The 23,939-nt window shown below is 46.4% G+C and carries 36 protein-coding genes; 21 read left to right on the top strand and 15 right to left on the bottom strand.

Going from position 1 to position 23,939, the window contains the following annotated elements:
- Positions 1-33: 33 nt before the first annotated feature.
- The 4 genes from OM978_RS06995 to OM978_RS06980 are packed head-to-tail and all read right to left on the bottom strand — an operon-like array spanning position 34 to position 2,887.
- On the bottom strand, positions 34-810 hold the full coding sequence (locus tag OM978_RS06995) for an ATP-binding protein (protein WP_264346165.1): 777 nt from the start codon (positions 808-810) through the stop codon (positions 34-36).
- Entirely contained in the window at positions 803-1,810 is a 1,008-nt protein-coding gene (locus OM978_RS06990; RefSeq protein ID WP_264346164.1) for a replication protein, read from the bottom strand. The genes OM978_RS06995 and OM978_RS06990 overlap by 8 nt, the downstream gene beginning before the upstream one ends.
- Positions 1,810-2,166, bottom strand: coding sequence for a hypothetical protein (locus tag OM978_RS06985; RefSeq protein WP_264346163.1), 357 nt, complete (start codon positions 2,164-2,166; stop codon positions 1,810-1,812). Before OM978_RS06985 ends, OM978_RS06990 begins: the two co-directional genes overlap by 1 nt.
- On the bottom strand, positions 2,153-2,887 hold the full coding sequence (locus tag OM978_RS06980) for a hypothetical protein (protein WP_264346162.1): 735 nt from the start codon (positions 2,885-2,887) through the stop codon (positions 2,153-2,155). The genes OM978_RS06985 and OM978_RS06980 overlap by 14 nt, the downstream gene beginning before the upstream one ends.
- A gap of 71 nt (positions 2,888-2,958) precedes the next feature.
- Between OM978_RS06980 and OM978_RS06975 the strand changes: the two genes are divergently transcribed.
- The gene (locus tag OM978_RS06975) at positions 2,959-3,270 is read left to right on the top strand and encodes a hypothetical protein (RefSeq protein ID WP_264346161.1); all 312 of its coding nucleotides are present in this window, start codon (positions 2,959-2,961) and stop codon (positions 3,268-3,270) included.
- Positions 3,271-3,459: 189 nt separating this feature from the next.
- Here OM978_RS06975 and OM978_RS06970 read toward each other — a convergent pair whose 3' ends face one another.
- Together OM978_RS06970 and OM978_RS06965 are read right to left on the bottom strand one after the other, a co-directional pair.
- The gene (locus OM978_RS06970) at positions 3,460-3,750 is read right to left on the bottom strand and encodes a hypothetical protein (RefSeq protein WP_264346160.1); all 291 of its coding nucleotides are present in this window, start codon (positions 3,748-3,750) and stop codon (positions 3,460-3,462) included.
- A 488-nt stretch (positions 3,751-4,238) separates the two neighbouring features.
- On the bottom strand, positions 4,239-4,442 hold the full coding sequence (locus OM978_RS06965; RefSeq protein ID WP_264346159.1) for a hypothetical protein: 204 nt from the start codon (positions 4,440-4,442) through the stop codon (positions 4,239-4,241).
- A 233-nt stretch (positions 4,443-4,675) separates the two neighbouring features.
- On the opposite strand from OM978_RS06965, the gene OM978_RS06960 reads away from it, so the two are divergent.
- Together OM978_RS06960 and OM978_RS06955 are read left to right on the top strand one after the other, a co-directional pair.
- Positions 4,676-5,308: a hypothetical protein gene (locus OM978_RS06960; protein ID WP_264346158.1), complete on the top strand. Its 633-nt coding sequence runs from the start codon at positions 4,676-4,678 to the stop codon at positions 5,306-5,308.
- Between the two features lie 205 nt (positions 5,309-5,513).
- Positions 5,514-5,984 (top strand): hypothetical protein, encoded by a 471-nt coding sequence (locus OM978_RS06955; RefSeq protein ID WP_264346157.1) that lies wholly within the window; start codon positions 5,514-5,516, stop codon positions 5,982-5,984.
- Here the strand turns inward: OM978_RS06955 and OM978_RS06950 are convergent.
- From OM978_RS06950 to OM978_RS06940, 3 genes are read right to left on the bottom strand one after another with little or no spacing between them, the layout of a single operon-like run.
- The gene (locus OM978_RS06950) at positions 5,981-6,325 is read right to left on the bottom strand and encodes a hypothetical protein (protein ID WP_264346156.1); all 345 of its coding nucleotides are present in this window, start codon (positions 6,323-6,325) and stop codon (positions 5,981-5,983) included. The genes OM978_RS06955 and OM978_RS06950 overlap by 4 nt on opposite strands.
- Before the next feature lies 1 nt (position 6,326).
- Positions 6,327-6,824, bottom strand: a complete 498-nt coding sequence (locus OM978_RS06945; protein WP_264346155.1) for a hypothetical protein — start codon at positions 6,822-6,824, stop codon at positions 6,327-6,329.
- 17 nt (positions 6,825-6,841) lie between these two features.
- Positions 6,842-7,126 (bottom strand): hypothetical protein, encoded by a 285-nt coding sequence (locus OM978_RS06940; RefSeq protein ID WP_264346154.1) that lies wholly within the window; start codon positions 7,124-7,126, stop codon positions 6,842-6,844.
- 310 nt (positions 7,127-7,436) lie between these two features.
- Here OM978_RS06940 and OM978_RS06935 point away from each other — a divergent pair, with 310 nt between their 5' ends.
- From OM978_RS06935 to OM978_RS06850, 18 genes are all read left to right on the top strand, one after another.
- Positions 7,437-7,763, top strand: a complete 327-nt coding sequence (locus tag OM978_RS06935; RefSeq protein WP_264346153.1) for a hypothetical protein — start codon at positions 7,437-7,439, stop codon at positions 7,761-7,763.
- Complete coding sequence (locus tag OM978_RS06930; RefSeq protein ID WP_264346152.1) at positions 7,760-7,960, top strand: hypothetical protein; 201 nt, start codon at positions 7,760-7,762, stop codon at positions 7,958-7,960. Before OM978_RS06935 ends, OM978_RS06930 begins: the two co-directional genes overlap by 4 nt.
- Positions 7,957-8,295, top strand: coding sequence for a hypothetical protein (locus OM978_RS06925; protein WP_264346151.1), 339 nt, complete (start codon positions 7,957-7,959; stop codon positions 8,293-8,295). Before OM978_RS06930 ends, OM978_RS06925 begins: the two co-directional genes overlap by 4 nt.
- Before the next feature lie 2 nt (positions 8,296-8,297).
- Positions 8,298-8,651: a hypothetical protein gene (locus OM978_RS06920; protein ID WP_264346150.1), complete on the top strand. Its 354-nt coding sequence runs from the start codon at positions 8,298-8,300 to the stop codon at positions 8,649-8,651.
- A 24-nt stretch (positions 8,652-8,675) separates the two neighbouring features.
- A complete protein-coding gene (locus OM978_RS06915) occupies positions 8,676-9,113 on the top strand; it encodes a DUF1566 domain-containing protein (protein WP_264346149.1) in 438 nt (145 codons plus the stop codon).
- A 40-nt stretch (positions 9,114-9,153) separates the two neighbouring features.
- Complete coding sequence (locus tag OM978_RS06910; RefSeq protein ID WP_264346148.1) at positions 9,154-9,525, top strand: DUF1566 domain-containing protein; 372 nt, start codon at positions 9,154-9,156, stop codon at positions 9,523-9,525.
- Positions 9,526-9,557: 32 nt separating this feature from the next.
- On the top strand, positions 9,558-10,031 hold the full coding sequence (locus OM978_RS06905; protein ID WP_264346147.1) for a four helix bundle protein: 474 nt from the start codon (positions 9,558-9,560) through the stop codon (positions 10,029-10,031).
- Complete coding sequence (locus OM978_RS06900) at positions 10,028-11,335, top strand: RNA-directed DNA polymerase (protein ID WP_264346146.1); 1,308 nt, start codon at positions 10,028-10,030, stop codon at positions 11,333-11,335. Before OM978_RS06905 ends, OM978_RS06900 begins: the two co-directional genes overlap by 4 nt.
- A complete protein-coding gene (locus OM978_RS06895; RefSeq protein WP_264346145.1) occupies positions 11,332-11,970 on the top strand; it encodes a hypothetical protein in 639 nt (212 codons plus the stop codon). The genes OM978_RS06900 and OM978_RS06895 overlap by 4 nt, the downstream gene beginning before the upstream one ends.
- On the top strand, positions 11,967-12,422 hold the full coding sequence (locus tag OM978_RS06890) for a hypothetical protein (protein WP_264346144.1): 456 nt from the start codon (positions 11,967-11,969) through the stop codon (positions 12,420-12,422). Before OM978_RS06895 ends, OM978_RS06890 begins: the two co-directional genes overlap by 4 nt.
- The gene (locus OM978_RS06885; RefSeq protein ID WP_264346143.1) at positions 12,419-12,631 is read left to right on the top strand and encodes a hypothetical protein; all 213 of its coding nucleotides are present in this window, start codon (positions 12,419-12,421) and stop codon (positions 12,629-12,631) included. Before OM978_RS06890 ends, OM978_RS06885 begins: the two co-directional genes overlap by 4 nt.
- Positions 12,628-13,461, top strand: a complete 834-nt coding sequence (locus tag OM978_RS06880; protein WP_264346142.1) for a Dam family site-specific DNA-(adenine-N6)-methyltransferase — start codon at positions 12,628-12,630, stop codon at positions 13,459-13,461. Before OM978_RS06885 ends, OM978_RS06880 begins: the two co-directional genes overlap by 4 nt.
- A complete protein-coding gene (locus OM978_RS06875) occupies positions 13,458-14,255 on the top strand; it encodes a DUF550 domain-containing protein (RefSeq protein WP_264346141.1) in 798 nt (265 codons plus the stop codon). The genes OM978_RS06880 and OM978_RS06875 overlap by 4 nt, the downstream gene beginning before the upstream one ends.
- Positions 14,256-14,451: 196 nt before the next feature.
- Positions 14,452-14,829: a hypothetical protein gene (locus OM978_RS06870; RefSeq protein ID WP_264346140.1), complete on the top strand. Its 378-nt coding sequence runs from the start codon at positions 14,452-14,454 to the stop codon at positions 14,827-14,829.
- A complete protein-coding gene (locus tag OM978_RS06865) occupies positions 14,826-16,496 on the top strand; it encodes a DEAD/DEAH box helicase (RefSeq protein ID WP_264346139.1) in 1,671 nt (556 codons plus the stop codon). Before OM978_RS06870 ends, OM978_RS06865 begins: the two co-directional genes overlap by 4 nt.
- The gene (locus OM978_RS06860) at positions 16,496-16,705 is read left to right on the top strand and encodes a hypothetical protein (RefSeq protein WP_264346138.1); all 210 of its coding nucleotides are present in this window, start codon (positions 16,496-16,498) and stop codon (positions 16,703-16,705) included. The genes OM978_RS06865 and OM978_RS06860 overlap by 1 nt, the downstream gene beginning before the upstream one ends.
- The gene (locus tag OM978_RS06855; protein WP_264346137.1) at positions 16,705-17,049 is read left to right on the top strand and encodes a hypothetical protein; all 345 of its coding nucleotides are present in this window, start codon (positions 16,705-16,707) and stop codon (positions 17,047-17,049) included. Before OM978_RS06860 ends, OM978_RS06855 begins: the two co-directional genes overlap by 1 nt.
- A gap of 3 nt (positions 17,050-17,052) precedes the next feature.
- Positions 17,053-17,286, top strand: a complete 234-nt coding sequence (locus OM978_RS06850; protein WP_264346136.1) for a helix-turn-helix transcriptional regulator — start codon at positions 17,053-17,055, stop codon at positions 17,284-17,286.
- 222 nt (positions 17,287-17,508) lie between these two features.
- On the opposite strand, the gene OM978_RS06845 is transcribed toward OM978_RS06850, so the two are convergent.
- The 6 genes from OM978_RS06845 to ptsP form a co-directional block, all read right to left on the bottom strand.
- A complete protein-coding gene (locus OM978_RS06845) occupies positions 17,509-18,417 on the bottom strand; it encodes a FlgO family outer membrane protein (RefSeq protein ID WP_264346135.1) in 909 nt (302 codons plus the stop codon).
- A gap of 22 nt (positions 18,418-18,439) precedes the next feature.
- The gene (locus tag OM978_RS06840; RefSeq protein ID WP_264346134.1) at positions 18,440-19,186 is read right to left on the bottom strand and encodes a FlgO family outer membrane protein; all 747 of its coding nucleotides are present in this window, start codon (positions 19,184-19,186) and stop codon (positions 18,440-18,442) included.
- A 3-nt stretch (positions 19,187-19,189) separates the two neighbouring features.
- Positions 19,190-19,786, bottom strand: coding sequence for a FlgO family outer membrane protein (locus OM978_RS06835; RefSeq protein ID WP_264346133.1), 597 nt, complete (start codon positions 19,784-19,786; stop codon positions 19,190-19,192).
- Between the two features lie 125 nt (positions 19,787-19,911).
- A complete protein-coding gene (locus tag OM978_RS06830; RefSeq protein ID WP_264346132.1) occupies positions 19,912-20,745 on the bottom strand; it encodes a thymidylate synthase in 834 nt (277 codons plus the stop codon).
- Positions 20,742-21,575, bottom strand: a complete 834-nt coding sequence (lgt, locus tag OM978_RS06825; RefSeq protein ID WP_264346131.1) for a prolipoprotein diacylglyceryl transferase — start codon at positions 21,573-21,575, stop codon at positions 20,742-20,744. Before lgt ends, OM978_RS06830 begins: the two co-directional genes overlap by 4 nt.
- A gap of 96 nt (positions 21,576-21,671) precedes the next feature.
- A complete protein-coding gene (gene ptsP / locus OM978_RS06820; protein WP_264346130.1) occupies positions 21,672-23,939 on the bottom strand; it encodes a phosphoenolpyruvate--protein phosphotransferase in 2,268 nt (755 codons plus the stop codon).

Here is a 23,939-nt window from a genome sequence, read left to right as displayed (position 1 = left end):
CCAGAGCCGGATCAGCAGCCAAATTCACAAACATCATACTGGCCCGTTTTGGCCGCGACCAGCAGAGTGGTTAAGTCCTGTTCTGTGTGATGGCCAGTTAAAATTCACAACAAAGCAACTTTGAAAAATACGGTCGTAAATCCGAGCCTGCAGCACGTCATGTAGCTCTGCTGTATTGAGGTTAGAGATTAAAATGGTGCGGCCTAAGTTGGTGATCCGCTTGTCCAGAAGTAAGTTCAGCGCACCTTCTGCAAAAGCACTTTTTGAACCTAAATCCACTTCATCCAAAACCAACAAATCAAGCTGTGTAAATTCCTCAAGGATCTGCTCCTCGGTTTGTTTAGCGTTCTTGTTCATTGTTGCCCGAAGCTTTGCCTGGTATTCAGCAACGCTAATCACAGCTGCAGATAAACCTCGTGCGATTATTTCTTTGCATACAGCTGATGCTAAGTGGTTTTTCCCAGTGCCGGTTTCACCACAAAAAACCATATGACGAACACCATCGCGCCTGTGGAATTCCTGCAGGTAGGCATTACATGAGTAAACAGCCTGCTGCTGCGCTGGTATCTTCACTTCAAAATTACCTAAGCTGCATTGCTGGTGAAGTGGACGAATGCCATCACGCTTCAGCAGGTTTTCAATTCGTTGCTGGCGTTGCTTCGCCATAACCACCTCAGTGGCTGCAGCCTGTTCCTTGCGCTGAAATTCCAGATATTGATCCGGGGAAAAAGCAGGTTTTAAACCACGTTCTTTCATGATCTGCTGCACTTTAGCGCTGATTGTAGCGGTGTATTGCTGTGAGTTACGCATGAGTTATCAGCTCCCCTTTTTCGTTAAACTGAGGAACGCAGTTCTGTTGGATGTGCTTATCCCAATCTCCAGCAGTTCTTACCTGACCATCTGCGCCAATGGTCTTTGGTTGGGGTTTCTGCATGGATTCTTTGAGCTTATTCCGGATATCACATAGCGTTGCCCAATGCCGACGAACGGAACTTGGGGCCATACAGTTTTTCCGCCAGAACTGATCAGCCTGGGCGATTTTGAAAAGCGTTAGGATGTGCTCTGGCTTGCGGTCATCAGCAGTGCGCATCATTCGAACGTCATTACATTTCTTTGCCAGAGCTGCTGGTTTTGGGGGTCTGTAATCCTCCCCTTGCCATACTGCTAAAACTGATTCCATCTGATTAACCACATCCAGATCTATCTGAGCACCCCAGTTCTTCCCTTTCTGAATAACAGCATTTGGCTTAGTGATCGTCTCGTCGTCCGCTTGCGGCGACGAAGGTAGATCTATTTCTTTAGTTCTTTCTTTAGTTCTTTCTTTACTGCTGGAGCAATTGTTCCCGTCAACTGGAGCATTTGTTCCATCTGACTGGAGCATTTGTTCCACCTGCTGGAGCAATTGTTCCCGCATCGAATTTGCTGCTTTTGCTCTTTTTTCTGACTTGCCGTCAGTCATCACCCAATCACTGATCACTGGATTAGGACCAACTAAACCCTGTTCGTCTTCCCATATCATGTTTCTGTCGATCAACGACTTCTTAGCCTTACTAATCGACTTAACGCAGTAGACAGATTTGGCTGCAAGATAGGTGTTTGTCAGGCCCCATACTTTGCGTTTAAAGCCGTAGGTGTGACGAATTATCAACAGCAACACACTCAACTCAGAGCCAGACAAATCTGTGGCGCCAGCTGCATCCATTAAGGTGTTAGAAATCATCGTGTAGCCGTCTTCAATCTGAGCTACCACAGGACGCTCCTTCTGCTTGCGATATTTAGTTAAATCAGCTACATTTTGCGGCATGGACATTAAAACCTCGTCGTAGTGGTTAGTGTTCTGGAAAGCCCTGTTAGCGCAGGGCTTTTGTTTTTGTGGAAGTGAATGAGTAGAACTATCGAATGTGGATTAGGGATTAACCATGGTTTACACATACACGCTAAAGCAGGTAATAAAAACAGCCTACCCGCAGCCAAAAACACATAGCTCAACCAGGCAGCTTGATGCAGGACATACCATTGAGGCTTCTGACGGTAACTGGTATCACGTAATATCAGTGCAGCATAAGAACAACCAGGCACAGCTAAACGTGGGTCCAGATGGAATGGACGCAGAAGAAGCAATACTGCTGGCACAACAGCATGGGCTAATAGACTAAACCTGTTCATCAGCTCCTCCACTGCAAGCTTCAAAATAGGCGTCTACTACGTCTGATTTCAGCAGTACTTTTAAATCAGCCAGCGAAGTAAGCAGCATTGCAAATACGGCATCTTTGTAGCTGCAGTTAAGCCTTAAAGAATCCCTATCTCTTTGAAATATTTCAATCTGAGCCTCAGTGGCCTGAATAAAGGCAACCTGAGTACACAGAATAGGTATCGACACCAGCAACAGCTTTCCTGTTCTAGGATCAAACATAAATTGAACGCACTGCCCTACCGACCGCTTTAAGGTTGTGCCAGTATGAATATCCAATTTGCAGAAAGTTTTTTCATCATAAAAATCTTCCGGGTCTGCGCTAATCAGTTTCCTTTTATTCGCTAAATATTCTGAACGCCTGGTAAAAGACTTCACGTTAATTTCATCAATCTGCGTTTCACTTAACAAACCTAAAACTTCGCCAAGGACATCGCTAAGCAGAAATGCAGACTCCAGCGCCACTTCAAAACCAGTATATGCAGGCAGATCCCACATCACGGAATGATTTGGTCTGTGGCCTGTTAGCATTGGGCCACCCAAAGCGACTTGAATAGCCGCATTAATACGCTCGGGTAAATCAGCAATAGTACGTGATATGCCGTGTGCGTTTTGTGGGATAGTTCTCGCCCAGGAATTACGAATGCTTGCGTTAACAGAATCAAACATCGGATTTGTCTTCACTTTTTCACTCATTGCAGACCTCCCATAAGTGAACTATGTTCTTTATTCAGAAACAGAAAGCTATTCCACGATTGGAGGCGCTTATGGACCGCAAACCCTATTACCTTGACCTTTACCGCAAAGTGCTGGAAGAAGCCCGTATAGGCTATACGCTGGCGATTTTTGGCGACCACCTGGCTGCACAGCAAGGCTATGAAAAACACACAGGCCTTGATGCCGTGCATTACTTCCTGATGCAAAAGCACCACTGGACCCGCGGCCAAATTCAAGCCATGACGCAGGCCGATATTCTCTTTGCTATGTCTGAAGAGTTTGAATTGTGGACCATGCCCGACGATGCTAGGCAGGTTCTGGCTGATGTGGCTGAGCATCACTTCTCACCCTCGAGTAATTGAAGGTTTTGCTCCAGCAGGTATGCCCACGCAGCCGTAACGACTAAAAGCACAACTGTAGCGGCAATGAACAGCCAAGCTAGCAGTGTCGACTGTGGTGGGAACATGGGCATAAAGCCGAACAGAAACACCAAATACGAACACCAGGTAGAGAACATGGTGCACTTGCGGCTGAATAGGCGCTGCATAGCTCTACGTGTTTGCATGAGCTGTTGCTCCAATACGCGCCTGCCCTGTTGGGCCTTGATCAGGGGACTTGGCCTCTAGAACAGCAATACTTTCTCGCTGCAAAGCTTCAGCGTTAAATAGCTGACGCAGAATTGATAAGTTGTTGCACTGTACTTTCATGCTCTCAGTGCTTTCGTCACCAGTGATCTTTTCTGTTTTAACCAGCAGTTCCTTGCGAACCTGAGCCAGCAACTCTTCGAGCTTCCAGCCAGTTGGATTATCAGCAGACATTAATATCGGTGTTGAGGTACTCATGATCAGTTCCTGTTGTAGTGTTTGTTATTCGCCACCCTGGGTGCCTCCCAGTGACTGGTTACATCATTACCAGTCGGTTAAGTCGGCCATCTAATGAACCCCGTGCGCTTAGCCGGATTAGCGGCGAATAACGTGCTTGTCTTCCCAAGCTGCCGAGCCGTTTAACAATCCGTTAAACCCATCAGGGTTAATGGACTTGTGATGCAGCACCGAAGGTTTGACTGGCTGAGGCATCTGCTATCAGCCCCCAGCACCAGCATCGGTAAACACTCTTACAAAAGCGCTTACCGATGCTGGTCAAAACCCACCGTTCAGTCGAACTTGCTGCGTGTTTTCGTTCCTGCAGATGCTGCTGCAAAACAAAGTAGATTCCGGTACAGGCTTACCGCACCAAAGGCAAGTGCACTGTTGAATAACGTCCAACGTGAAGCTTTGCAGAGGTACGGATAGGTCCGTTAATTGTGAGTCAGCTGCTGATGATGTTGAATTCATGCAGCACCTCTCGTATCAATCTCTGGATTTAGGTGGCTAATTAATCGCTGCGCCAAGTCGTGATCAATTTTTTTGGTTTTGTTCTTAGCGAACTTCCAAACCTTCAAATAATCAACGTTCAATTCCTCGCACGTTTTCCTGAGCTTTCCACGGATTTGCAGCATGGAAGCCAAAACACCTCTTAATTCTGAAACCGTCATATAAATATCTCTCTGAAAACAATCAGACTAAAAATATACGATAAATATCGTATTAGCAACTTTAAGATCCATTTATTCTCTTTTTAGATAATTACGCAGGCAGGGTTAAGACTTTTCATTCGGCTGGTTAGGTCGCAACACAGGCTATGAAGTCAGACTAGTTGTAATGCTGTCGCCTATTGAGGTAATTTAGGATTTATAACAACTAACAAGTTCAGTTAAAGGGGCTGAAAATGCAGGTAAATAAACTAATCTATATAGCTTTAGGTCTGCTCATATCCGGGTGTTCAAGCACTGATAATTCAGGGCCATGGAGAGCTTCAGTAACCGCAGATAGGTTTACCGATGAAGTAGAGTGCTTTGTTTCAGTAGCAGAATACTGGGGCGGGGATTATCTATATACAAGGCAAAATCACTACTACCCATACATTCAGAAAAAAGATGGTCAGCTTAGGGTCGGATTGCGAAGTGGTGGAAAGTTTCCCATACCTGTTGGTGATGTGAAAATACGTATAGATCAGAATAAAGCATGGGACATTACAGTGAGCGAGACCCCCGCCGATCTCAAATCAATTGGAAGTGCAATGTCACCGGATTACGTAAACACTTTAACGGCAAACATGGATCAGAAAACTAAGGATATGGTTGAAAGCACGATTAAAAACCAACAGCAATATACAGCTCAGATGCTTTCTACATTTACGGCCGCTACTGATAGTAAAGCTGAACAGATATTGAAAGAACTACTTAGCGGTAAAAATATGATTTACCAAACAGGTGGCCTACCAGGACTTAAATCTACAGTTGGGGAAGTTCAGTTAAACAGCAGCCTCCAAAAAGCACTATCTGATTGTGGGATTAATTAATTGAAATAACTAAATCACCGTTGCGAATTAGGGTTACTTAATTCGCAAATTATCCTTTAAAAGAATATTACCACTCAGAATCAGCTTAATATCCTAAAACCCTCTTAAAACATCTATTTTAAATGACTTTTTCGCCTTTTTAGGTTTATCTTGTTTCCTTTTAGATATATATTTGGATTCAGTAAATAACACTGATGGTAATACTATGCACAAGCGAGTACAGGACGTTGTAATAACTAACGTATTGCAAATACTTGAAAGCGTTGGAAAGAATAAGTCCAACTTTTCTGAGATGTGCAAAGAAAATGGAATTAAAATCGATAAAAGCATTTTCACCAGGCACGACAACGGACAAGTCATGGGAATGGATAAACTCGATGAAATGGTGAAAGGCATAAACTTATACGAAGAATATAAGTCGGTAACGGCTGCTGACCTACTAAACCCTGATTTGTTGGCTAAGTCAGGGTCAGAACCTAAGGCGCAAATTGACGCAGCAGACCTTAAGAACGTTATGGCAAAGTATCTTATAGACCTGCACGAATTGAGTTGGTGCAGCCTGAAATCTGATATGTCTTTAGAAACGATAACTGATTTTGCTGTTCTGACTTTTAAAAACTATGGTTTCGAAGTGGTTAAAACGAATTTAAAGCTGAGTACAGATAAATCTGCTTAACCTTTATTGGTCTCAGCTTCTGGTCGTAACAAGTGTATTTTATTTGCGCCTTCCTCTGATCTAGATATTACTTCCATAATTGAATGCTCATAGTCTTCACTATATTTCAGAGCGTTTTCCTGAAAATTCTTTAATGCTATCGCCTTAGATATGCTGTCAGGTGAAGTAATTAATTCGCAGTACTTGATAATCATGTAATGAGCTCGATTGCCCATATTTTTTTCAGCGATCCGCTCAGGGCTTTCGTTAAGGTTTTTCTCTGATTTTATTAGAGCTAAACCAAAATAAGCAGAAAAGAAAAGTACTAACACTATTAAAAATGCACTTATTAAAATATCCATTTTATGCAGCCCTCCTTGACCTACTACACATCTGATAGAGATAAATCCATACAGCCACAGAAGCCCAAACCTTAACAGCTAATAGCCCAAACTTAAAAAGCTCACTGGTGAAATTAGTTTCAAAAACTACTCTATCGAAAAACCTTACAACATTAAGCGCTACCATCATCAAAAGCCATAAAACTATCGGTTTAGAAAACCTAGATACTTGGATTGATGCCTTTATATGGACCTGATAGATGAAGAAAATAGTTAACAAGCTGAGCATTGAAAATGCTGGATACCATACTAGCCTGGCTAACTCTCTATCAACCTCGCTTAGGCTAAAAAGAATTGGGGTGAAAACTAAGTTCACTAAGTCAGCGACTGACCAAGCAATTAGAGTTGCTTTAAATGACAGATCTCTAACCAAAAATACTGCCGCAAAGGAAGCCGCTAAATAAGACAGCCAAGTTACGCTATTTATGGCCATCAGCAAACTTTCAATTTCACCCCACATATTGACCCCTCTATAGACTATTTAGGTTTTGGTGGCTCTATACCTGTGTTAAAAGGCGCCACCTTTGGCGGCTCAATGCCTGTGTTATTAGTTTCAGCTACCGGCTCATCATCTGGCTCTGTAGGTTCATTTGAAGTAGCAGATAAGTTTAAAGCCTCTTGGCTCAGAGTCACTTTGTCTACGCTAGATGTCTGAGTTGTCACTTCAGCTGCTGATTTCACTTCTACACCGTTGTTTACAGAGCTTAGTTGTGAGCTATAAGCAGCTGTCGCTAACGAATCGTTAAGGCCAATACCGTTCATGATTATCTCCATTTAGAACCAAGTGTTACGAACTAGAGCAATAATTCCACTAATGTAAAATTAATACCAGTCAAAAAACTTTATATTTTTATCACTTGGCACAACTAATAAGAGAATAAACCCGGTATTTTTCCAAATCCTCGTGAAACAAAATCCTATAACAACCTTCACTTAACAACTTCTACCCAATATAGCTAAATAATTGGCCATGTAAACCCCTAAATTTCTTTTTCGATATTTATTGTTGCTTTTTCGATATTTTTATCTATATTGGTATCGTATTAGATATTTTATCGATAAGGAGACAGCTATGTCAGTCTTAACAAAAACCACCCACCGCCGCAAACACGCTATGGAAGAGCTGCATTTGTTAAGCCTGCGCTTCCGTTGCTTTATGAGTACCTATGTTGATGTGAGCCAAGACCCGAAGGTTAAGGCCACGCAGCAGCGCCTGCTCAACCAAATCAAACGCGCACTACCAAGCCCAGAGTTTCAGGCCAACTACATGGATCACATGGGAACGATTGGAACAGACGGCCGCTTTGCTTTGCACATCAACGACGATATGACGCATTGCACTGTTTTGCGCACCAGCACTCTGGCCAATGTTCACCAGTTCTTAAGAGGTGGTGCATGAGCAATTCAATGGTTATGGAGGCACTGCTGCATGTATGCGCTGAAATGGGCGCGGTTCCTCACTGCAGCGCAGGCTTCACAGATTTAGTAGCAGAGAAAATTGAGGCGAACGGAGTAGCGGTTTACGACCTGACTGTTGGCGACTTAATGCATGCCATTGAAGTATCGAAGCAGCAATTTAACGGTGAAGCAGCATGAGCGCAGTTCAGACAGCACAGATATGCCCTACTTCGGTTTTTGCTGTGTCGACAGATTCAGAGCTGACGCTGCAACAACGCACTGTCATTTACCTGATAGACCAGAACTGCATTAACACTGAAACCGTGATTGGTATCGGCGCCATTAAACGCCTGGGGATTTTCCACAGTCATGCTCAGGCCGTTTACCAAATTAACGAACTGGCTGATAACGGCTGGCTGTTGGTACACGAGGGATGCTTTAAGCCTTCACCAAAAGCAATCAACTGGTTGGTGGCAAATGGCGTTCGACGTATCGGGCTTCCACAACAAAACACCACTACGACGGAGTTTTAACCATGTTCGCTGTATTCGGTATCGACCCTAAAAAAGTGAAAGAGAAAGCCCATAAGCAGGCTCTGGCTGTTGTCGGTAAAGCGCAGAAAAAGGCGAAGGATACAAAGGGTAAAACCAAGGTTCCGGCTGTTGAAGTGGTGGAAGCAGAGCTTTTAACAAAATTGCTTGAGTCTACCCCCCATTCGCGTCAGCCCCGAATACAGCATGCCGACTACGTGCGAACAGTACATAGCCATGGCAGAGAAACAGGGCTTCATCCGGTGCGCTGTGTTTATCAAAGCACCAGCCGTATCGAAAGACAAAAGAGGCCGCAGCAAAACCGTGCAGCGTTATGTGCAGTTTGTGCCGGGCAATGATTATCAACTGAAAGGTTCAACACTATGAATTTACATATCACATGTGAAAAGGGTGCAACGTTAAACATCCACTTAACTGCTATCGGCTCTCCAGCTGCTGACGCTCCCGCTGCCACTGCTTCAGTACTTGAGCCAGCCACAGGCCTTGAGTGGAGCAAAACACTGTTGGACGGCGAGAAGGTGAACTTCGAAAAAGCCGAAAAGGCAGTGGCCGATTTAGGCGAAGGCTGGCGCCTGCCAACCCGCGAAGAACTGCTAACGCTGGTCGACTTAGAGCGCCACGACCCATGCATTGATACCAACAAGTATCCAGACACTAAAAGCACCTGGTACTGGACTGCTACTCCATGCGCATGGCGTCCAGAGTCTGCCCGCTGGGTGGTCGGTTTCGGCGACGGCGTTGTCTACGGCAACGGCATCAACTACTACGCGTGCGTCCGTGCGGTTCGCGGCGGTCAGTAGTTTCTGTTTTTTGATTTAACCAACCCAGAAGGAAAAACCAATGTCACGTTTTACTAAAAGCGAAGATGGCAAAACAGTAGCAGACACCTTAACAGGTCTGGTGTGGAGCCAAAACACAGTGGCGAGTGATGTCACTTTTGAAGATGCAGTAAAGGCTGTTGAGGCCTTAGGCGAAGGCTGGCGTTTACCTACGGTAGACGAGCTGCAAACCATTGTTGACCGCACCAAATACGACCCAGCAATCGATACAGAAGCTTTCCCAGATACAGAAAGCGACTGCTACTGGACAAGTACACCATGGGCCAGACGCCCAGAGTCTGCCCGCTGGGTGGTCGGTTTCAGCAGCGGCCTTGTCGGCGGCTACGACGTCTACGACTACGCGTGCGTCCGTGCGGTTCGCGGCGGTCAGTAACTTTTTGTCTTTTTGATTTGTGAGTGAATGCTATGACGGCTAACAGAAACGGATTACCAGAAATTGCTCGTAAGGCAGAAAGCCTGGCTGTTGCTATTGAAAACGCAGTCAGGGGTTTTGCCAAGTACAACAAGTATGCGATCGGAGCAAACCTGAGAACAGCAGTGATGCTGGTTGTTCAGGTATGCAACCGCGCCTGGCGTGACCGTAGCCGTCAAATTCACTGGGTAAACGAACTAGTTTGGGTGATTGACGAACTGAAAGTAGTTTTACAGCTGGCCAAGCAGCTGCATGCGTTTAAAAGCTTCAATCAGTTTGAAGTGATTATTCGTGCAGCTGATGATTTAGGCCGCTGTGCTGGTGGGTGGAAACGCGCATTGCATGATAAGGGCCAGAATTCTGCTGTGTCACAGCAGGAGCGTGCTCAGATACTGAGTGACCGTTACGCCTCTCAATCGGGGCCAAAACATCGGCAACATTGTGCTACCCAAGGGGATGTGCAATGACGCTTCAAGCTAACGGTAACAAGTCTGCCCGCTGGGTGGTCAATTTCAACAACGGCAATGTCAACAACAACGACATCAACAACAACGCGTGCGTCCGTGCGGTTCGCGGCGGTGAGTGTCAGTGTAATGAAGTCGTTTCTCTCCAGCAAATTTATAGCGCTTGGGTAAAGGCCCGTAAAGGCAAAAAACCAAGCGCAAACCAGCTCCATTTCGATACCAGCTGGTCAAGTGGCTTACTGGAATTGCAGCACAGCATTAACGACTGTTCATGGCAGCCAAAGCAAAGCACCTGCTTTATTGCGGCCCGGCCAAAAGCCCGGGAAATACACGCGCCTGATTTTTCAGACCGTGTTGTGCACCATTGGCTGGTACCACAGCTGGAAAAACTTTGGCAGCCGGCGTTTATCTACGACAGCTATGCAAACCAAACAGGTAAAGGCTCACATAAAGCAGTTGAGCGTTTGCAGCAGTTTATCCGGCAGGTACCTAAAGCATTTTACCTGCAGCTGGATATTCACAACTTCTTTAACTCAATCCATCGCCCTACGCTGTGGGCCCAGTTAAAAACGAAGCTGGTGAAATCTGGTGCATCCAACCAGGTGATGCATGCCACTCACGCCCTATTGAAAAACCACCCGCTACAGCAAGGTGTTAGATACCTGTGTTCAGATGCAGAGCGCGCCATAGTGCCAATGCATAAGCGCCTTGAAAACTCAGCACCTGGTTGCGGCCTACCTATTGGCAACCTGAGTTCGCAGTTCTTCGCAAACGTCTATTTGAACGAGCTGGATCAATTCGTTAAACACACTTTAAAAGCCAAGCGCTATCTGCGTTACGTGGATGACTTTGTGATTATCCATCACGACAAAGCCCAGCTGCAGCGCTGGCAGGCCGAAATAGAACGCTTCATTGCTGAGAAGTTAAAACTCAAGCTGAAGCCGGATATTAAGCTGCGGCCACTTTCAGACGGTATCGACTTTCTGGGTTATGTCTTAAGACCTACCCACACACAAACACGCCGTCGTGTAGTGACTCACTTCCAAGAGGCGCTGGCCAGCTTTGAAAATCAGTTCGTCACCTCTGATGTAATCACCGCAACGCCAGAAGATATCCGGCATATTCGCTCTGTCGTTGCCAGCTACACAGGCCATATCAAGCAATCGAACAGTACCAGGCTGATGGGCAAGATTCTGGACCGTTATCCGTGGATCAGCTCAGTCACAGTAAACCGCAAGTTTGATTACCGGCTCGAAGGTCAGCTGGTTGAGATAAAGACTAACAATGTTCAGAGGTTAATTTTATGACCAGTTGCACTTTTGAGCGCTTTACCAAAGATGTAGAGCTGCACCAACTAACGGTTCTTAAAGATGATGGGCTTTATCGTCATTTAAAGGTAGCAAAGCCAAACACCAATAGCATGCACTACAACATCACAACATGGCCTGGTTACCTTTGCATAAGTGGCGATATGGGTTGTTTTACTTTTTACCGTTTGACCGACATGTTTGAATTTTTTCGTGGTACGCCTGGTTCAATAAACCCGACTTACTGGGAAGAAAAGGTTCAAGCAGGAGCTGGTCATTCTGGCGCCAACGCTATCACCTCAGAGCCTGATTTCGACGCATACGAAACAAGGCTTAAAGAATACCTTGCTGAGTTTGTAGAGAGTTTAGACCCGCAAGACGAAAGCGAAGCTCAGAGAATTGAAGAAGCAACGGATGCCGTGAAAGACTTCATTAACTCTTACGAAAGAAGTGAATATGACGTTGCATATCGCATAAACGATTGGGACAGCTCAGATGCTGGCGGTATGGAGCTTGTCGACTTTTGGGACGGTGGCTTAGACAAGTTTCGCTTTCACTATATCTGGTGCTGCTACGCCATTGTGCATGCGATCCACATGTACGACACGCTGAAAGCTGGTGAGGTGGCAGCATGAAAATGACTGATGACGAATTAATTCAATCGATATGGCTGTACCAGTTAAAACAGATGGCAAAGCGCGTAATCACTAATTTTGTTGGTGGAAGATATGCGGTAAATGACGCTGATAAAGGAGAGCGCTTCAGCCATTTCTTTTACTCGTCCTATATGTGGGGTGGTGAGCTTGCCAATATCACAACCAGGTTAAGTGAAACCCAACGCCGCAAGCGAGTGTACAAGCTAATAGAGCTAGGTCGACTGCAAAAGCATGACCGTAGCTTTCATATAGATAGCCCTGCAGCCAGAGAAGCTTACGAGTCCGCCAGACAGTTTTGGCTTAGCAAAGGCGTGCCAGTTTTTGTCTATGAAGTCACACCACCAGTGCCACTAAGCGAAAGTGAGCGATTAACCATTGAAAGCGAATGTGTGGAATTTTTACTAAGCAAATATGGCGAGGTTTTAGCATGAAACGCCCAGTTCTATTGGTTGCCATCGGCATTGCCGGATTCGCCGCGGTAATAGTGATTGCCGTCTACCCTCGCCCTGTGTCTACCAGAGCGGAATACTGCGCCGAAGAAATGGTAAGCCGCAAAGTAACGAATGATCGCCTGGTTGAATCACGTAATTGTGTAAGTTGGGTCGGCTGGCCTATTGAAGTCAGTGAGGTGGCAAAGTGAATGCACCACAACCAGTAATCAATCGCCCATTCCTGAAATGGGCAGGCGGCAAAGCAAAATTGGCAGCAAGGATCAGCGCTATTCTTCCAAAAGATCAGTGCCTGGTAGAACCGTTCGTTGGAGCAGGTTCGATTTTCTTAAACACAGATTATGACCACTACATACTGAGTGACATTAACCCGGACCTGATTAATACATTCGCACAACTGAAACAGGCACCAGCAGCTTTTATTGCAGATGCTGCAGGGTTCTTTGGGCCGGCGAACAACACAGACGAGCAATTCAGGTTGCTTAGAGCTCTGTTCAATTCGACTGCGGATCAGTACGAAAAGGCCTTGCTGTTTGTTTATCTGAACCGGTTCTGCTTTAACGGCCTGTGCCGCTATAACCAGAGCGGCAAGTTCAATGTGTCTTTTGGTAAATACAAAGAGCCCTACTTCCCTAAAGCTGAATTGGCTGCGTTCGCAAGCCGCTTAGACAGAGCTGAGGTGCTATGCCGCAGTTTTGAAGATGCATTCACCAACTTACCCAGTGACTGCGTTGTGTACTGCGATCCGCCTTACGTGCCACTTACCAGCACAGCAAACTTTACCAGCTATTCAGCCGGTGGTTTTTCGCTAGCTCAACAACACCAGCTGGCAAAACTGGCAATGGCCTGCAAGGTCCCTGTGGTTTTATCCAACCACAACACGCCCGAAACCCGGGCACTTTATTCAGGCGCCACACTGCAATGCTTTGACGTTCAGCGGAACATTTCCCAGAACGGCCAAAACCGTGGCAAAGCAAAAGAACTAATCGCATCGTTTTTTCCTCAGGAGCAAGCAGCATGAGCCAATCCATTGAAATCTACGAAAAAGAACTTGAGCAAGAGTTCGGTAGCGGCAGTCAACGTGAAATGTACCTGCTGGCAATCATAAGAGCACTTAAATCAGAGGCTGAAGTGCGGGAACTTAAATCTCTGGTGGATGCTTTAGCTGCTCAAGCCGAAGTAATGCGTGGAGCAATGACCAATGCTGTAAATGTGATTGATCTCATTCCAGAGGGACAAGCAGCGGCAGTTTACCAAATGGAGGCAGTTTTAAGGAGTTCTCCTGAACAAGACCTTGCCGCCCACGATGCGCAAGTGTCGGCAAAGGCTGTTAGTGAGTTTATTAGCTGGGCAACAGTCAATGTCGACCCTGAATTTGCTGAGTGGCAGGACTTTGCAGATAAGTATGCTGCTGAATTGACAGGTAAGACTGATATTAGTCAGTTACTGGAATCCCACGATGGTTACCCGTTGATTGCTCACTTAGTCCGGCAAATAGCTTTCAGCCAAAAAGCTTTTGGCCCCGGTCTTCGCACAGGTGGAATCCTTGACCACATAGCCAAGGAACTGAAGGAAGTGGCAGAAAAACCACACGACCTCAGCGAATGGATCGATGTTGCGATGCTGGCTTTAGATGGTGCATGGCGCCACGCGATTAGGGATGGAGTATCAGACGAAGAAATAGCTGAACAGGTTGTTGATACGCTACAAGCCAAACTCGTAAAGAATGAAAAGCGTGACTGGCCAGACTGGCGGTTGCTGGGTGAAGACAAAGCTATTGAGCATAAACGTGATCAAGAGGCAGGTGCAGCATGAACATATTCCTTTGGGCTTTGGCCCTGATATTGATGTTAGTAACCGGCGTTATCGCTATCTGGATGCACAAATATTCACGCATCAGCCAAAGCAAGCGCTTTCTGAGCAGCATTGAACGCTGGACGTTTTACGGAGTGATAGCCATCAGTGCTGGATCTGCCTTTTTTGTGTTCCGGCTTTTCCCGTGGGGTGCAGCATGAGCTTGGAAAAAACAACCCCAGTTTCTGTTTTGCTGGTCTGGCTTTCAAACCAAAGGCTGGATGCAACTGTAGAGAAGAAAGCTCAGGGCCAGTTAGAAAACGCACTTACTGAAAGTGGCTATTCATTCGTTCGTGAAAAACGCCTGTCTGAAAGCGATATCGTTGATTTTTACTTAACTATTGACGGCTGCAACGTTGCTTTAGAGCTGAAGGCAAAAGCTCAGCGCATGCGGATATACCGCCAACTTGAGCGCTATGCAAAACATGAATCTGTGGACGCTGTAGTACTGCTTACCGCAACAGCTATGCAATTGCCTGCATCTATTGAAGGTAAGCCAGCGTTTGTATCATCGATGGGAGCCGGCTGGTTATGATAAAAACTTACGGTAAGTTAAGCTTGGTGGATAACAAATGGATCATGACAGCCATTCCGCCTCATGTAGCAATAAGACTAAAGCATTTATTCCCACGGATCCCGAAGTGGCAGTCAGGCGAATTCACCTTTCCTAACGACTCAGCACACTGCGCTGATCTGTCGTGGTTCCAGCAGCGCTACCCTATGCAGATGTCATGCAGCGATAACATAACTCTGAACAATGGCCGGATTAGTTTCGAAAATACTCAGGCTCGAATGGAAGTGATACTGCGGCCGGATTATAAGCCTGCAGATCGCCATGGTTTAAAAGAAGGGCAACAGATCCGGCAGTATCAGGGCCAAGCTATAGATTTAACGCTGGCGCGGTTAGCTCTTTTGCTGGGTGATGATGTTGGCCTTGGTAAAACCTACACGACAGCTGGCTTGCTGCTCGAAGCTGGTACCGTGCCAGCTGCTGTCGTCATGCAAACCCACTTACAGGCACAGTGGCAGGAGAAAATAGAAAGTTTCACCACATTGAAGGTCCATAAAATAAAAGGTACCAAACCATATAGCCTGCCACCAGCTGACGTTTATCTATACCGCTACAGCCAGCTGCTGGGTTGGATAGATACCTTTTCTGATGGGTTCTTTAAAACCGTTGTGTACGACGAAATTCAGGAGTTGCGGACCGGTACCAAGAGCGGCAAAGGCGAAGCTGCAAAACTACTATCTGATTCATCACAATACAGATTAGGGCTATCTGCCACACCTATTTACAACTATGGCGCCGAAATCTGGAACATCATGCAGTTTTTGGACAGCTCACTTTTAGGTTCGTTTGATGAATTTACCCGTGAATGGTGTAAGGACGACAAGCAAGTGGCAGATCCTGAAGCGCTGGGCTCTTACCTGCGTGAACAGAATGTCATGCTTCGTCGGACTAAACGTGATGTTGGTCAACAGATGCCACCACTTAATTCCATCGTTGAGCATGTAGAAGCCGACGAAAAAGCTATTAAGTCTATCGACGACTTAGCCAGGCAGTTGGCACTTAAAACAGTATCTGGCTCATTTATGGAGCGTGGCCGCGCTGGTCGTGAGTTGGATCTGTTGTTACGCCATGCAACCGGAGTGTCTAAAGCACTGAGCGTGGCCCGTTACGCCAGCATTCTGGCTGAGAACGGAGTGCCGTTTATGCTGGTGGGCTGGCACCGTGATGTGTATGACATTTGGCTGAAGGAACTGGCCAGATTCAAACCGGCTATGTACACCGGCAGCGAATCTGAGGCCCAGAAAAACGAATCCAAGCGCCGTTTTGTTGAAGGTGAAACCAACATTTTCATTATGTCGCTTCGAAGTGGTGCTGGCCTTGATGGACTTCAGTACCGTTGTTCAACCGTACTGTTTGGTGAGTTGGACTGGTCACCTAAAGTGCATGAGCAAATCATCGGCCGTCTGGACCGTGAAGGCCAGCAAGAGCAGATCACCGCTGTTTACCTGAACACTGATGAAGGTTCTGATCCGCCAATGGTTGAGCTGCTGGGCCTGAAACAATCTCAAGCCACCGGCATTATCGACCCGGGCAAACAGCTTGAAGCCAGGCATTCAGATAAAACCCGTATTCAAGCACTGGCCGAACGCTACCTTGCCAGTCGCAACGCAGCAGTGAAGGAGTCAGCGTAATGCTAATTGAATCCTTTCGCTGCACCTGCAACGGCTGTGGCAAAGAGTTTGTGATCACTGAGCCAACGAAAAAGCGCACATTTATGAAAAAGTGGAATGCCTTCATGAATAGCCACGTTTGGCGCTGTGAAATGAACGCTCAAGTCGCAGCTGAAAAAATAAAAGTACAAGCTGTTGTAACGGCCGCACTGGCTAAGGCAGGTGAATAGTGGAATACGCCCCAAAGGTAGGTGAAACCTGCCAGTACAAAGAAAAAGGCGGAATAAATTGGAGTCTTTGCAAAGTGCTTGCCTATCACGATGATAAGGTTTGGCTCCAGAATTTTGCTGTTGGAAGTAATCCAGTGAAGCGTATTCGCTCTGTTATGTTCCAACCAGTTGCAGCTGAAGAGTCAGTAAAGCCAGCATTGATCAGTGAAGAGCAGGCAGGATTAATCACCAATGAACTGATCCCGATGATTGTCGCCGATGTGATGCCGCTATTGCAGCGCGTCATTGAAAAGCGACTCAATTTGTTTGCGGCCGAAATAATAAAATTTAAGCAAGGCAGGTGAATTATGCAATTAATCAGATTGCCGGAAGTACTGCAGATGGTACCAGTTGGAAAAACCACCTGGTATTCACTGGTGAAAGATAACAAAGCGCCGGCACCGAAAAAACTGGGGCCGCGATCTGTTGCTTGGAACAAACAAGAAATTGAGAACTGGATAAACGAACTGCCACTGAACACGACTAACCAGGCAGGATCTAATTCTGACAGTCAGCAAATTGACGCTCAAAGTGTTAACTAAAAATACGGATAGGCAGGTAGTAAGGCAGGACATATTTTAAGGAACCACCGCACTGGTGGTTCTTTAATTTAAAACGAGCAGCAAAAAGTTTTAATACTACAGTTAATACTACAGTTTTATAAATCAGCCTTGTAAGGCTTTAAAATTAATGACTGTAGGTTCCTGTTGGGGCGGCCATTTTTTCACTTCGATCCTACCGTCTTTTATTCAGCTGTCTGAAGCTTAAAGCTGTTGTAATACCAAGGCTGGTATTAAGGTGCTGGCTGAACTAATCACAACATTATCCCTTGTAGAGACGACTCTGCTGGTAATTTGCAGACCACGACGTGTGGGGGTCATAGTGCCTGTCAGCACGTAGTCTATGCCCTGTGGATTTCTTAGCTTTGACGTACTGCGGGATAAAGACAAATCACCTGTTGGGCCCACAGTAATATTTTTTGTCAGTTTATATTCGATCACTGCAGCGCCATAACCTGGCAATACAGTACTCAACTCTTCGGCAAGTTGATTGCCTATAGCGCTGGTTTGTTCTAGCTGAGAATCAAAAAGGACAAAGCTTGCCACCCCAACCTTAACGCCCTGAAGTTGTTGATTTCCCGCCAGTTTAAATGCCAGTTGAGCCACATAGTCACTCAATGATTTGCGGCTTTGTTGGAAGACTGGTGCCGAATTGTACAGCTGCGGCTCAGCACCAGCAGCGGCTAATTCGGATGGTAAAGTCCGGCGGCTAAATTGTTTTACCGCTAAACCAGGGATCGGCTGACCGTTGTTCACTGCAGCACTGTCTAATTGCGAGTTCAGTGGTATACCCATGGCTGGTTCCGCTTCCTGAAAAGGCTGCGTTAAACCAAACCATTCGGTATCCCTGCTATGTGTCGTCGCGCTTTGAGTGTGAGAACTCTCAGACGTGTTGGAATCACAGTGGCATTGCCCGGTGGAGGAGCTGACCACAACAGAGGATTCAGTATAGCCATCCCCATTAGTATGATTACTATCAGTTGTAGCAGGCTGGCTGGCGGCAACTGCTGTGTTTTCAGTTGGTGTTGAGGTAGCACACCCCGATAACCAGAGCATAGCTATTAGCAGTACTTGAGCTGATGCTGGTTTCATAGTTGAATTCAGTGAGTTCATAAAGAGTTCCAGTTTCAACTTGTTAAGGAGTTCCCGCTGCTTTTAACTGCAACAAAGGTGCGCTGTGTGTCGCTTTTAAGGCCTGAACCACATTTTGTGGAATAAAGGTTTGAGCTGTCGCCAGCACTTTTTTATCGTTGACGTTCACCATACGCGCATTCACTAATACCCCGCCCTGATGACGCACTATAGTCCCCCCCAGCACTACACTAATAGGATATTGTTGCGTCAGTTCAAGGAAGTCGCGGCTAAAAGTAAAGTCACCTGTAGGGGTTACACGAATATAATCTGTGGTTTTAAAATCGGTCACCGCTATACCAAACTGAGTAGCTTCGTGCATAAAAGCTTCAGAGAGTTGATTACCTAATAAGTCACCTTGCTGATAATCACCATCCAGGTAAACAAAACTGGTCACGCCAAGGCTAAAGGTTGTACTTAACACTTCAAGATTCGCTGCCAAATCATGCATCATGCTTTGAACGTAGTGATTCACAGTGATGGCAGATTCAGGCTTATAGCTGGTCAGGTTCATTCCGGCCATACGGGCATTTTGAGTCGTTGCACTGTCATATTCATTGACATACAAATGATCCGGATGAGCGGCTGGATCGTCCTTTTTGTAGGTCACACGGCCTTGTTCCAATTCCACCTTATTCGCTGGCGCAACAGGCTTGCCTTCGGAGTCCGTATCAATCAAAGGCGCACAGCCAAACGCAGAAACTAAGGCTGTCAGGCCGCATAAAAGGATAAAGTGGCGAAATGTAGTCATAAATTAAGACTCCGAATTGCGATACAACTTATTATGGCGCAATTGCAACTGCTCGTTGGGCCATAACACAGCTACAGGAATAACACTGGATGCGGCAGCAAGGACTTGCTGGCTTTTCAGGTCAATTAATTTGGCATTGACTGTGATATTTACTTCCCCTTCGGTCAGGGTACCAGTGATCACATAACGCGCCTGTTGATTTTGCGCCAGCAGGCTTACATCGCGGCCTAAGGAATTCTCAAAGCCCGGGTGCACCAACACAGCATCATTTAAGCGTATTTCGCTAACCTGATACCCGAGCTGAGTGGCCACAGTTTGCATACTCTCCTGCAATTGTAAGGAAGCGTTGTAACTGGACTTACGACTGGTATCGGGAGCCATCAGCTGCACATCAGCAAAAGTGGTGACAGCAATAGCACCTGATTCCAGAGGTTGTAATTTATGAAACAGCTGGTCTGCCAGACGCTCAGTGTAAAACAACAAAGGAGGATGCTGTTCTGCTTTTGAGACCTTTACAGGATCGGCAATATCTTGCCCTTGTGGCAAAGAACTGCAGCTACACAACAGTAATACTGTAATGACTAACCCGAATATCCGCACTGTAGCCCCCGGCCTAGCCGTCGCTTGTTGATCTATGCATGATATACAGCAAAATTGATGCCATGAATAACGAGTCGTTACCGCTGGCCTTGCAGAGTCTTAGTTGTAGAACTCCGAAAGCTATCTTAGATAGCGATCGGAGCCTTAATAGCGGGATGCGCCAAATAATTGACCAGCTCAAAATCTTCGATACTAAAACCAAAAATATCTTTGATAGCAGGGTTCAGCTGCATTTGTGGCAATGGGTGCGGCGTGCGGCTTAACTGCTCGTTCACCTGATCCATATGATTGCTATACAAATGCGCATCACCGAAGGTATGAACAAAATCACCAGGTGTTAAATCACAGACCTGCGCTACCATCATGGTGAGCAGAGCATAACTGGCGATATTAAAAGGCACACCCAGGAAAATATCTGCACTGCGCTGATAGAGTTGGCAGGATAATTTGCCATCATGCACATAAAACTGAAACAAGGTATGGCAAGGCGGTAAGGCCTGTTTACCCATGGACGCATTGTCTTTTGGACTGAACTTGGTATCAGGTAATACCGCAGGATTCCAGCCGCTGACTATTAAACGGCGTGAATCAGGATTGGTTTTAATATCATGGATGAGCTGGCTGATTTGATCTATCACCCGGCCATCCGGTGTTTGCCAGCTACGCCACTGCGCACCATAGACGGGCCCTAAATCGCCCTGCTCTGTCGCCCATTCATCCCATATACTGACTTTGTTATCCTTCAGATACTGGATATTGGTGTCGCCTTTGAGGAACCACAACAGCTCATGAATAATGGAGCGCAGATGACACTTTTTGGTCGTCACCAACGGAAAGCCCTGACTTAAGTCAAAACGCATCTGGTAGCCAAACACGCTGATAGTGCCTGTGCCAGTACGGTCAGATTTTTTATGGCCATGTTCCAACACATGGCGCATTAAGTCTAAATACTGCTTCATGCCTTGCTCTCTTTGCCTGATGTTTTGCTCTGACGGCCTGATTTGTTTTCACGCACATAACCCCAAACAATGAGGCCAACACCTGCAACAATCATTGGAATACATAGCCACTGCCCCATCGACATGCCCAGAGACAATAAACCTAAATGCGCATCCGGCTCACGGAAGAATTCGATAATAAAACGTGCTGTACCATAACCCAGCAGGAATAAGCCCGCGACATTACCTGCAGGTGGATTCTTGCGTTTGTACAATTGCAGCAAAACAAACAGGATGATGCCTTCGCCTAACAGCTCATACAACTGAGATGGGTGGCGTGGCAACATACCGGCGTTCGGGAATAACACAGCCCATGGTACGTCTGTAGTACGGCCCCATAATTCGCCGTTGATAAAGTTACCTAAACGACCAAAGGCCAAACCCAAAGGCAGCAGTGGCACAACAAAATCGCCCAGTTCCAGATAACGTTTCTTATTGCGCCAGGCGAACCAGGCCATAGCAGTCATCACACCTAACACACCACCGTGGAAGGACATGCCACCTTCCCAAGTGCGGAATAAATACAGCGGGTCAGCAATAAAGTTACTGAAACTGTAAAACAATACATAACCAACCCGGCCGCCGACAATGACGCCTAAAAAACCATAAAAAAGTAAGTCACTGACCTGATCGCGCGTCCAGCCTGAACCTGGTTTATCGGCTTGCCGGTTCGCCAGCCAATTCGCCAGCAAAAACGCAATCACATACATCAAGCCATACCAACGCACGGCTACAGGCCCGATGCTGAAGATCACCGGGTCAATTTGAGGGAATAAAAAATAAGAGTCCACTATGAAAAGTCCTGTTCTAATCAATAAATCAGTAGGGCATCCATCCGGATGCACACATCTTGATAAGGTCAAACATTGTAACAGCCCTTGGTCCTTTTAAGCACGCAATTGGTTCAACAGCTGTTTTTGATCGAGGAAACGTTGTACTTGCAGACGAACTTGTTTTGGCGACTGGCAAGCCAGTATTTCCGGCAGCAGCAATTGCAGTTCCGACATATTCACTCGGCGCAGTAACCATTTGATTTTAGCCAGGTTGCTGCTGTTCATACTGAATTTATCATAGCCCATGGCTGCTAAAATCAGCACACCAGCAGGCTCGCCCGCCAGCTCACCACAAATACTCATAGGCAGCTGTAAACCCTGAGCCTGTAATGACATTTGATGCAAAGCACGCAGTACCGCTGGGTGCATCGCATCATACAAACCAGCGACCCGTGGGTTGTTGCGATCAACAGCCAATAAATACTGAGTTAAATCGTTGGTACCCACAGAGCAGAAATCAATCTTACGCGCCAGTTCCGGCAGTTGATACATAATGGACGGCACTTCAATCATCACGCCTACTTTAGCTTTAGGCAGCTGCACTTCTGTGCCTGCTAATTCATCTGTCAGCTCGAAAGTTGCTTGTTTAATCAAGCGCAGCGATTCGTCCACTTCAGCTAAGTCCGAAATCATCGGCAGCAAAATATGTAAATTGCCCTGACCTATATTGGCTTTGAGCATAGCGCGAATTTGAACCAGGAAAATTTCCGGGTGATCCAAAGTTAACCGAATACCACGCCAGCCTAAAAAAGGGTTTTCTTCAATAATGCTGAAATAAGGCAACGCTTTATCACCCCCTACATCCAGGGTACGCATCACCACGGCTTTAGTCGGGTGCGACGCCAGCACTTTTTTATAGAGTTCAATTTGCTCCGCTTCTGTTGGGAAACGGTTTCGCATAATAAAAGGGAATTCAGTGCGGTACAGCCCTATACCATCTGTATAAGACGGCTGAGCGCTTTCCAGCTCTATCGCAAGACCAGCGTTGATCATTAAACTAAAAGGCGCACCACAGGCGCTCTGTGCGTTTAAATGCATCTCAGACTGATAACGTGCGCTAAGCTGCGCATCTTCACTGATCAAAGCCTGGTATTCAGCCACTATAGCTTCAGCTGGCCCTACTAAAATCTGGCCACGATAACCATCAACAATCAAACGCTGACTTTGCCAGTGAAACAGTGGCAACTCGTCGAGGCCCATCACCGCAGGAATACCCAAAGCCCGGGCCATAATAGCGGCGTGTGAGTTGACTGAGCCTTTGAGCGAAACAATAGCCACCAGTTGAGCGCGTGGAATTTCGGCCAGCATAGTAGCGGTGACGTTATCGGCCACCAGCACTACTTTTTCCGGCAATTTATGATGGCGCTGCTCTGTGTCGAGCAAATGATTCAGTACTCTCTGGCCTAAATCACGGATATCAGTACCGCGTTCGCGCAGGTAGGGATCGTCCATATCATCAAACTGGCGGGCAAACTTTTCCACCACACGTTTCAGTGCACTTTTAGCACACCAACCGTCCTGAATTTGTTTTTCAATTTCATTGCCAAGGCTGGCTGCGTCTAACAACTGATGGTAGACATCAAAAATAGCCAAAGCGTCCGGCGGCAAATGCCCGGCCATACGTTCAGCTAAACGGTTAAATTCGGCTTTGGTAATTTTGACGGCTTTGTAAAAACGCGACAGCTCTTTTTCCGGATCATCGACTTTTTTCAGCGAAATCGCATCAAAATCACTGGACGGTTCCAGTACAAAACCTTCACCAATAGCTATACCAGGCGCACCGGGTAACCCCAGCAACTGGCCTGTACTTTTTTGTTGTTTTGAATTCTGACTGGCCGCCTGCCGCATTTCTGCGTTGACTAACACAGACGCCAGCTGCACGCCTAGAGTGACTAAAAATGATTCCTCGTCCTCACTGAATACCCGTGATTCACCCTGCTGTATGGTTAATACACCCAGCACTTTACGATGATGAATAATAGGGCAACCTAAAAAGGCCGAAAAACGGTCTTCACTGACTTCAGGGGTGACTTTAAAACGGGGATGCAAATGAGCTTGCGCTAAGTTGATCGGCTCTTCACGCTGACCTACCCAGCCAATTAAACCTTCGGAGAAGCCAATAGAGATTTGGCCTACCGCTTCAGGATTTAAGCCGTCTGTGGCCATCAGCATAAAATGCTGCTGATCATAGTCGGCCAAATAAACAGAGCAACACTCTGTTTTCAGGGCATTTTTTACATTCGAGACTAAGCCAGCCAGTGCGTTATTCAGTACCGGCTCTTGCGCCACATCCTGCACTATGCGCCTTAACTGGCTCAGCAT

Source organism: Rheinheimera sp. MM224, from assembly GCF_947090785.1.
Lineage (GTDB): Bacteria > Pseudomonadota > Gammaproteobacteria > Enterobacterales > Alteromonadaceae > Pararheinheimera.
The sequence above is the reverse complement of the archived record's forward strand: the minus strand, read 5'-3'. Positions and strand labels throughout refer to the sequence as shown.

Bases quoted from the DNA above. Each gene is read 5' to 3' on its own strand.
- OM978_RS06995 (WP_264346165.1), bottom strand. From the start codon at position 810: ATGCGTAACTCACAGCAATACACCGCTACAATCAGCGCTAAAGTGCAG.
- OM978_RS06990 (WP_264346164.1), bottom strand. From the start codon at position 1,810: ATGTCCATGCCGCAAAATGTAGCTGATTTAACTAAATATCGCAAGCAG.
- OM978_RS06985 (WP_264346163.1), bottom strand. From the start codon at position 2,166: ATGAACAGGTTTAGTCTATTAGCCCATGCTGTTGTGCCAGCAGTATTG.
- OM978_RS06980 (WP_264346162.1), bottom strand. From the start codon at position 2,887: ATGAGTGAAAAAGTGAAGACAAATCCGATGTTTGATTCTGTTAACGCA.
- OM978_RS06975 (WP_264346161.1), top strand. From the start codon at position 2,959: ATGGACCGCAAACCCTATTACCTTGACCTTTACCGCAAAGTGCTGGAA.
- OM978_RS06970 (WP_264346160.1), bottom strand. From the start codon at position 3,750: ATGAGTACCTCAACACCGATATTAATGTCTGCTGATAATCCAACTGGC.
- OM978_RS06965 (WP_264346159.1), bottom strand. From the start codon at position 4,442: ATGACGGTTTCAGAATTAAGAGGTGTTTTGGCTTCCATGCTGCAAATC.
- OM978_RS06960 (WP_264346158.1), top strand. From the start codon at position 4,676: ATGCAGGTAAATAAACTAATCTATATAGCTTTAGGTCTGCTCATATCC.
- OM978_RS06955 (WP_264346157.1), top strand. From the start codon at position 5,514: ATGCACAAGCGAGTACAGGACGTTGTAATAACTAACGTATTGCAAATA.
- OM978_RS06950 (WP_264346156.1), bottom strand. From the start codon at position 6,325: ATGGATATTTTAATAAGTGCATTTTTAATAGTGTTAGTACTTTTCTTT.
- OM978_RS06945 (WP_264346155.1), bottom strand. From the start codon at position 6,824: ATGTGGGGTGAAATTGAAAGTTTGCTGATGGCCATAAATAGCGTAACT.
- OM978_RS06940 (WP_264346154.1), bottom strand. From the start codon at position 7,126: ATGAACGGTATTGGCCTTAACGATTCGTTAGCGACAGCTGCTTATAGC.
- OM978_RS06935 (WP_264346153.1), top strand. From the start codon at position 7,437: ATGTCAGTCTTAACAAAAACCACCCACCGCCGCAAACACGCTATGGAA.
- OM978_RS06930 (WP_264346152.1), top strand. From the start codon at position 7,760: ATGAGCAATTCAATGGTTATGGAGGCACTGCTGCATGTATGCGCTGAA.
- OM978_RS06925 (WP_264346151.1), top strand. From the start codon at position 7,957: ATGAGCGCAGTTCAGACAGCACAGATATGCCCTACTTCGGTTTTTGCT.
- OM978_RS06920 (WP_264346150.1), top strand. From the start codon at position 8,298: ATGTTCGCTGTATTCGGTATCGACCCTAAAAAAGTGAAAGAGAAAGCC.
- OM978_RS06915 (WP_264346149.1), top strand. From the start codon at position 8,676: ATGAATTTACATATCACATGTGAAAAGGGTGCAACGTTAAACATCCAC.
- OM978_RS06910 (WP_264346148.1), top strand. From the start codon at position 9,154: ATGTCACGTTTTACTAAAAGCGAAGATGGCAAAACAGTAGCAGACACC.
- OM978_RS06905 (WP_264346147.1), top strand. From the start codon at position 9,558: ATGACGGCTAACAGAAACGGATTACCAGAAATTGCTCGTAAGGCAGAA.
- OM978_RS06900 (WP_264346146.1), top strand. From the start codon at position 10,028: ATGACGCTTCAAGCTAACGGTAACAAGTCTGCCCGCTGGGTGGTCAAT.
- OM978_RS06895 (WP_264346145.1), top strand. From the start codon at position 11,332: ATGACCAGTTGCACTTTTGAGCGCTTTACCAAAGATGTAGAGCTGCAC.
- OM978_RS06890 (WP_264346144.1), top strand. From the start codon at position 11,967: ATGAAAATGACTGATGACGAATTAATTCAATCGATATGGCTGTACCAG.
- OM978_RS06885 (WP_264346143.1), top strand. From the start codon at position 12,419: ATGAAACGCCCAGTTCTATTGGTTGCCATCGGCATTGCCGGATTCGCC.
- OM978_RS06875 (WP_264346141.1), top strand. From the start codon at position 13,458: ATGAGCCAATCCATTGAAATCTACGAAAAAGAACTTGAGCAAGAGTTC.
- OM978_RS06870 (WP_264346140.1), top strand. From the start codon at position 14,452: ATGAGCTTGGAAAAAACAACCCCAGTTTCTGTTTTGCTGGTCTGGCTT.
- OM978_RS06865 (WP_264346139.1), top strand. From the start codon at position 14,826: ATGATAAAAACTTACGGTAAGTTAAGCTTGGTGGATAACAAATGGATC.
- OM978_RS06860 (WP_264346138.1), top strand. From the start codon at position 16,496: ATGCTAATTGAATCCTTTCGCTGCACCTGCAACGGCTGTGGCAAAGAG.
- OM978_RS06850 (WP_264346136.1), top strand. From the start codon at position 17,053: ATGCAATTAATCAGATTGCCGGAAGTACTGCAGATGGTACCAGTTGGA.
- OM978_RS06845 (WP_264346135.1), bottom strand. From the start codon at position 18,417: ATGAACTCACTGAATTCAACTATGAAACCAGCATCAGCTCAAGTACTG.
- OM978_RS06840 (WP_264346134.1), bottom strand. From the start codon at position 19,186: ATGACTACATTTCGCCACTTTATCCTTTTATGCGGCCTGACAGCCTTA.
- OM978_RS06830 (WP_264346132.1), bottom strand. From the start codon at position 20,745: ATGAAGCAGTATTTAGACTTAATGCGCCATGTGTTGGAACATGGCCAT.
- ptsP (WP_264346130.1), bottom strand. From the start codon at position 23,939: ATGCTGAGCCAGTTAAGGCGCATAGTGCAGGATGTGGCGCAAGAGCCG.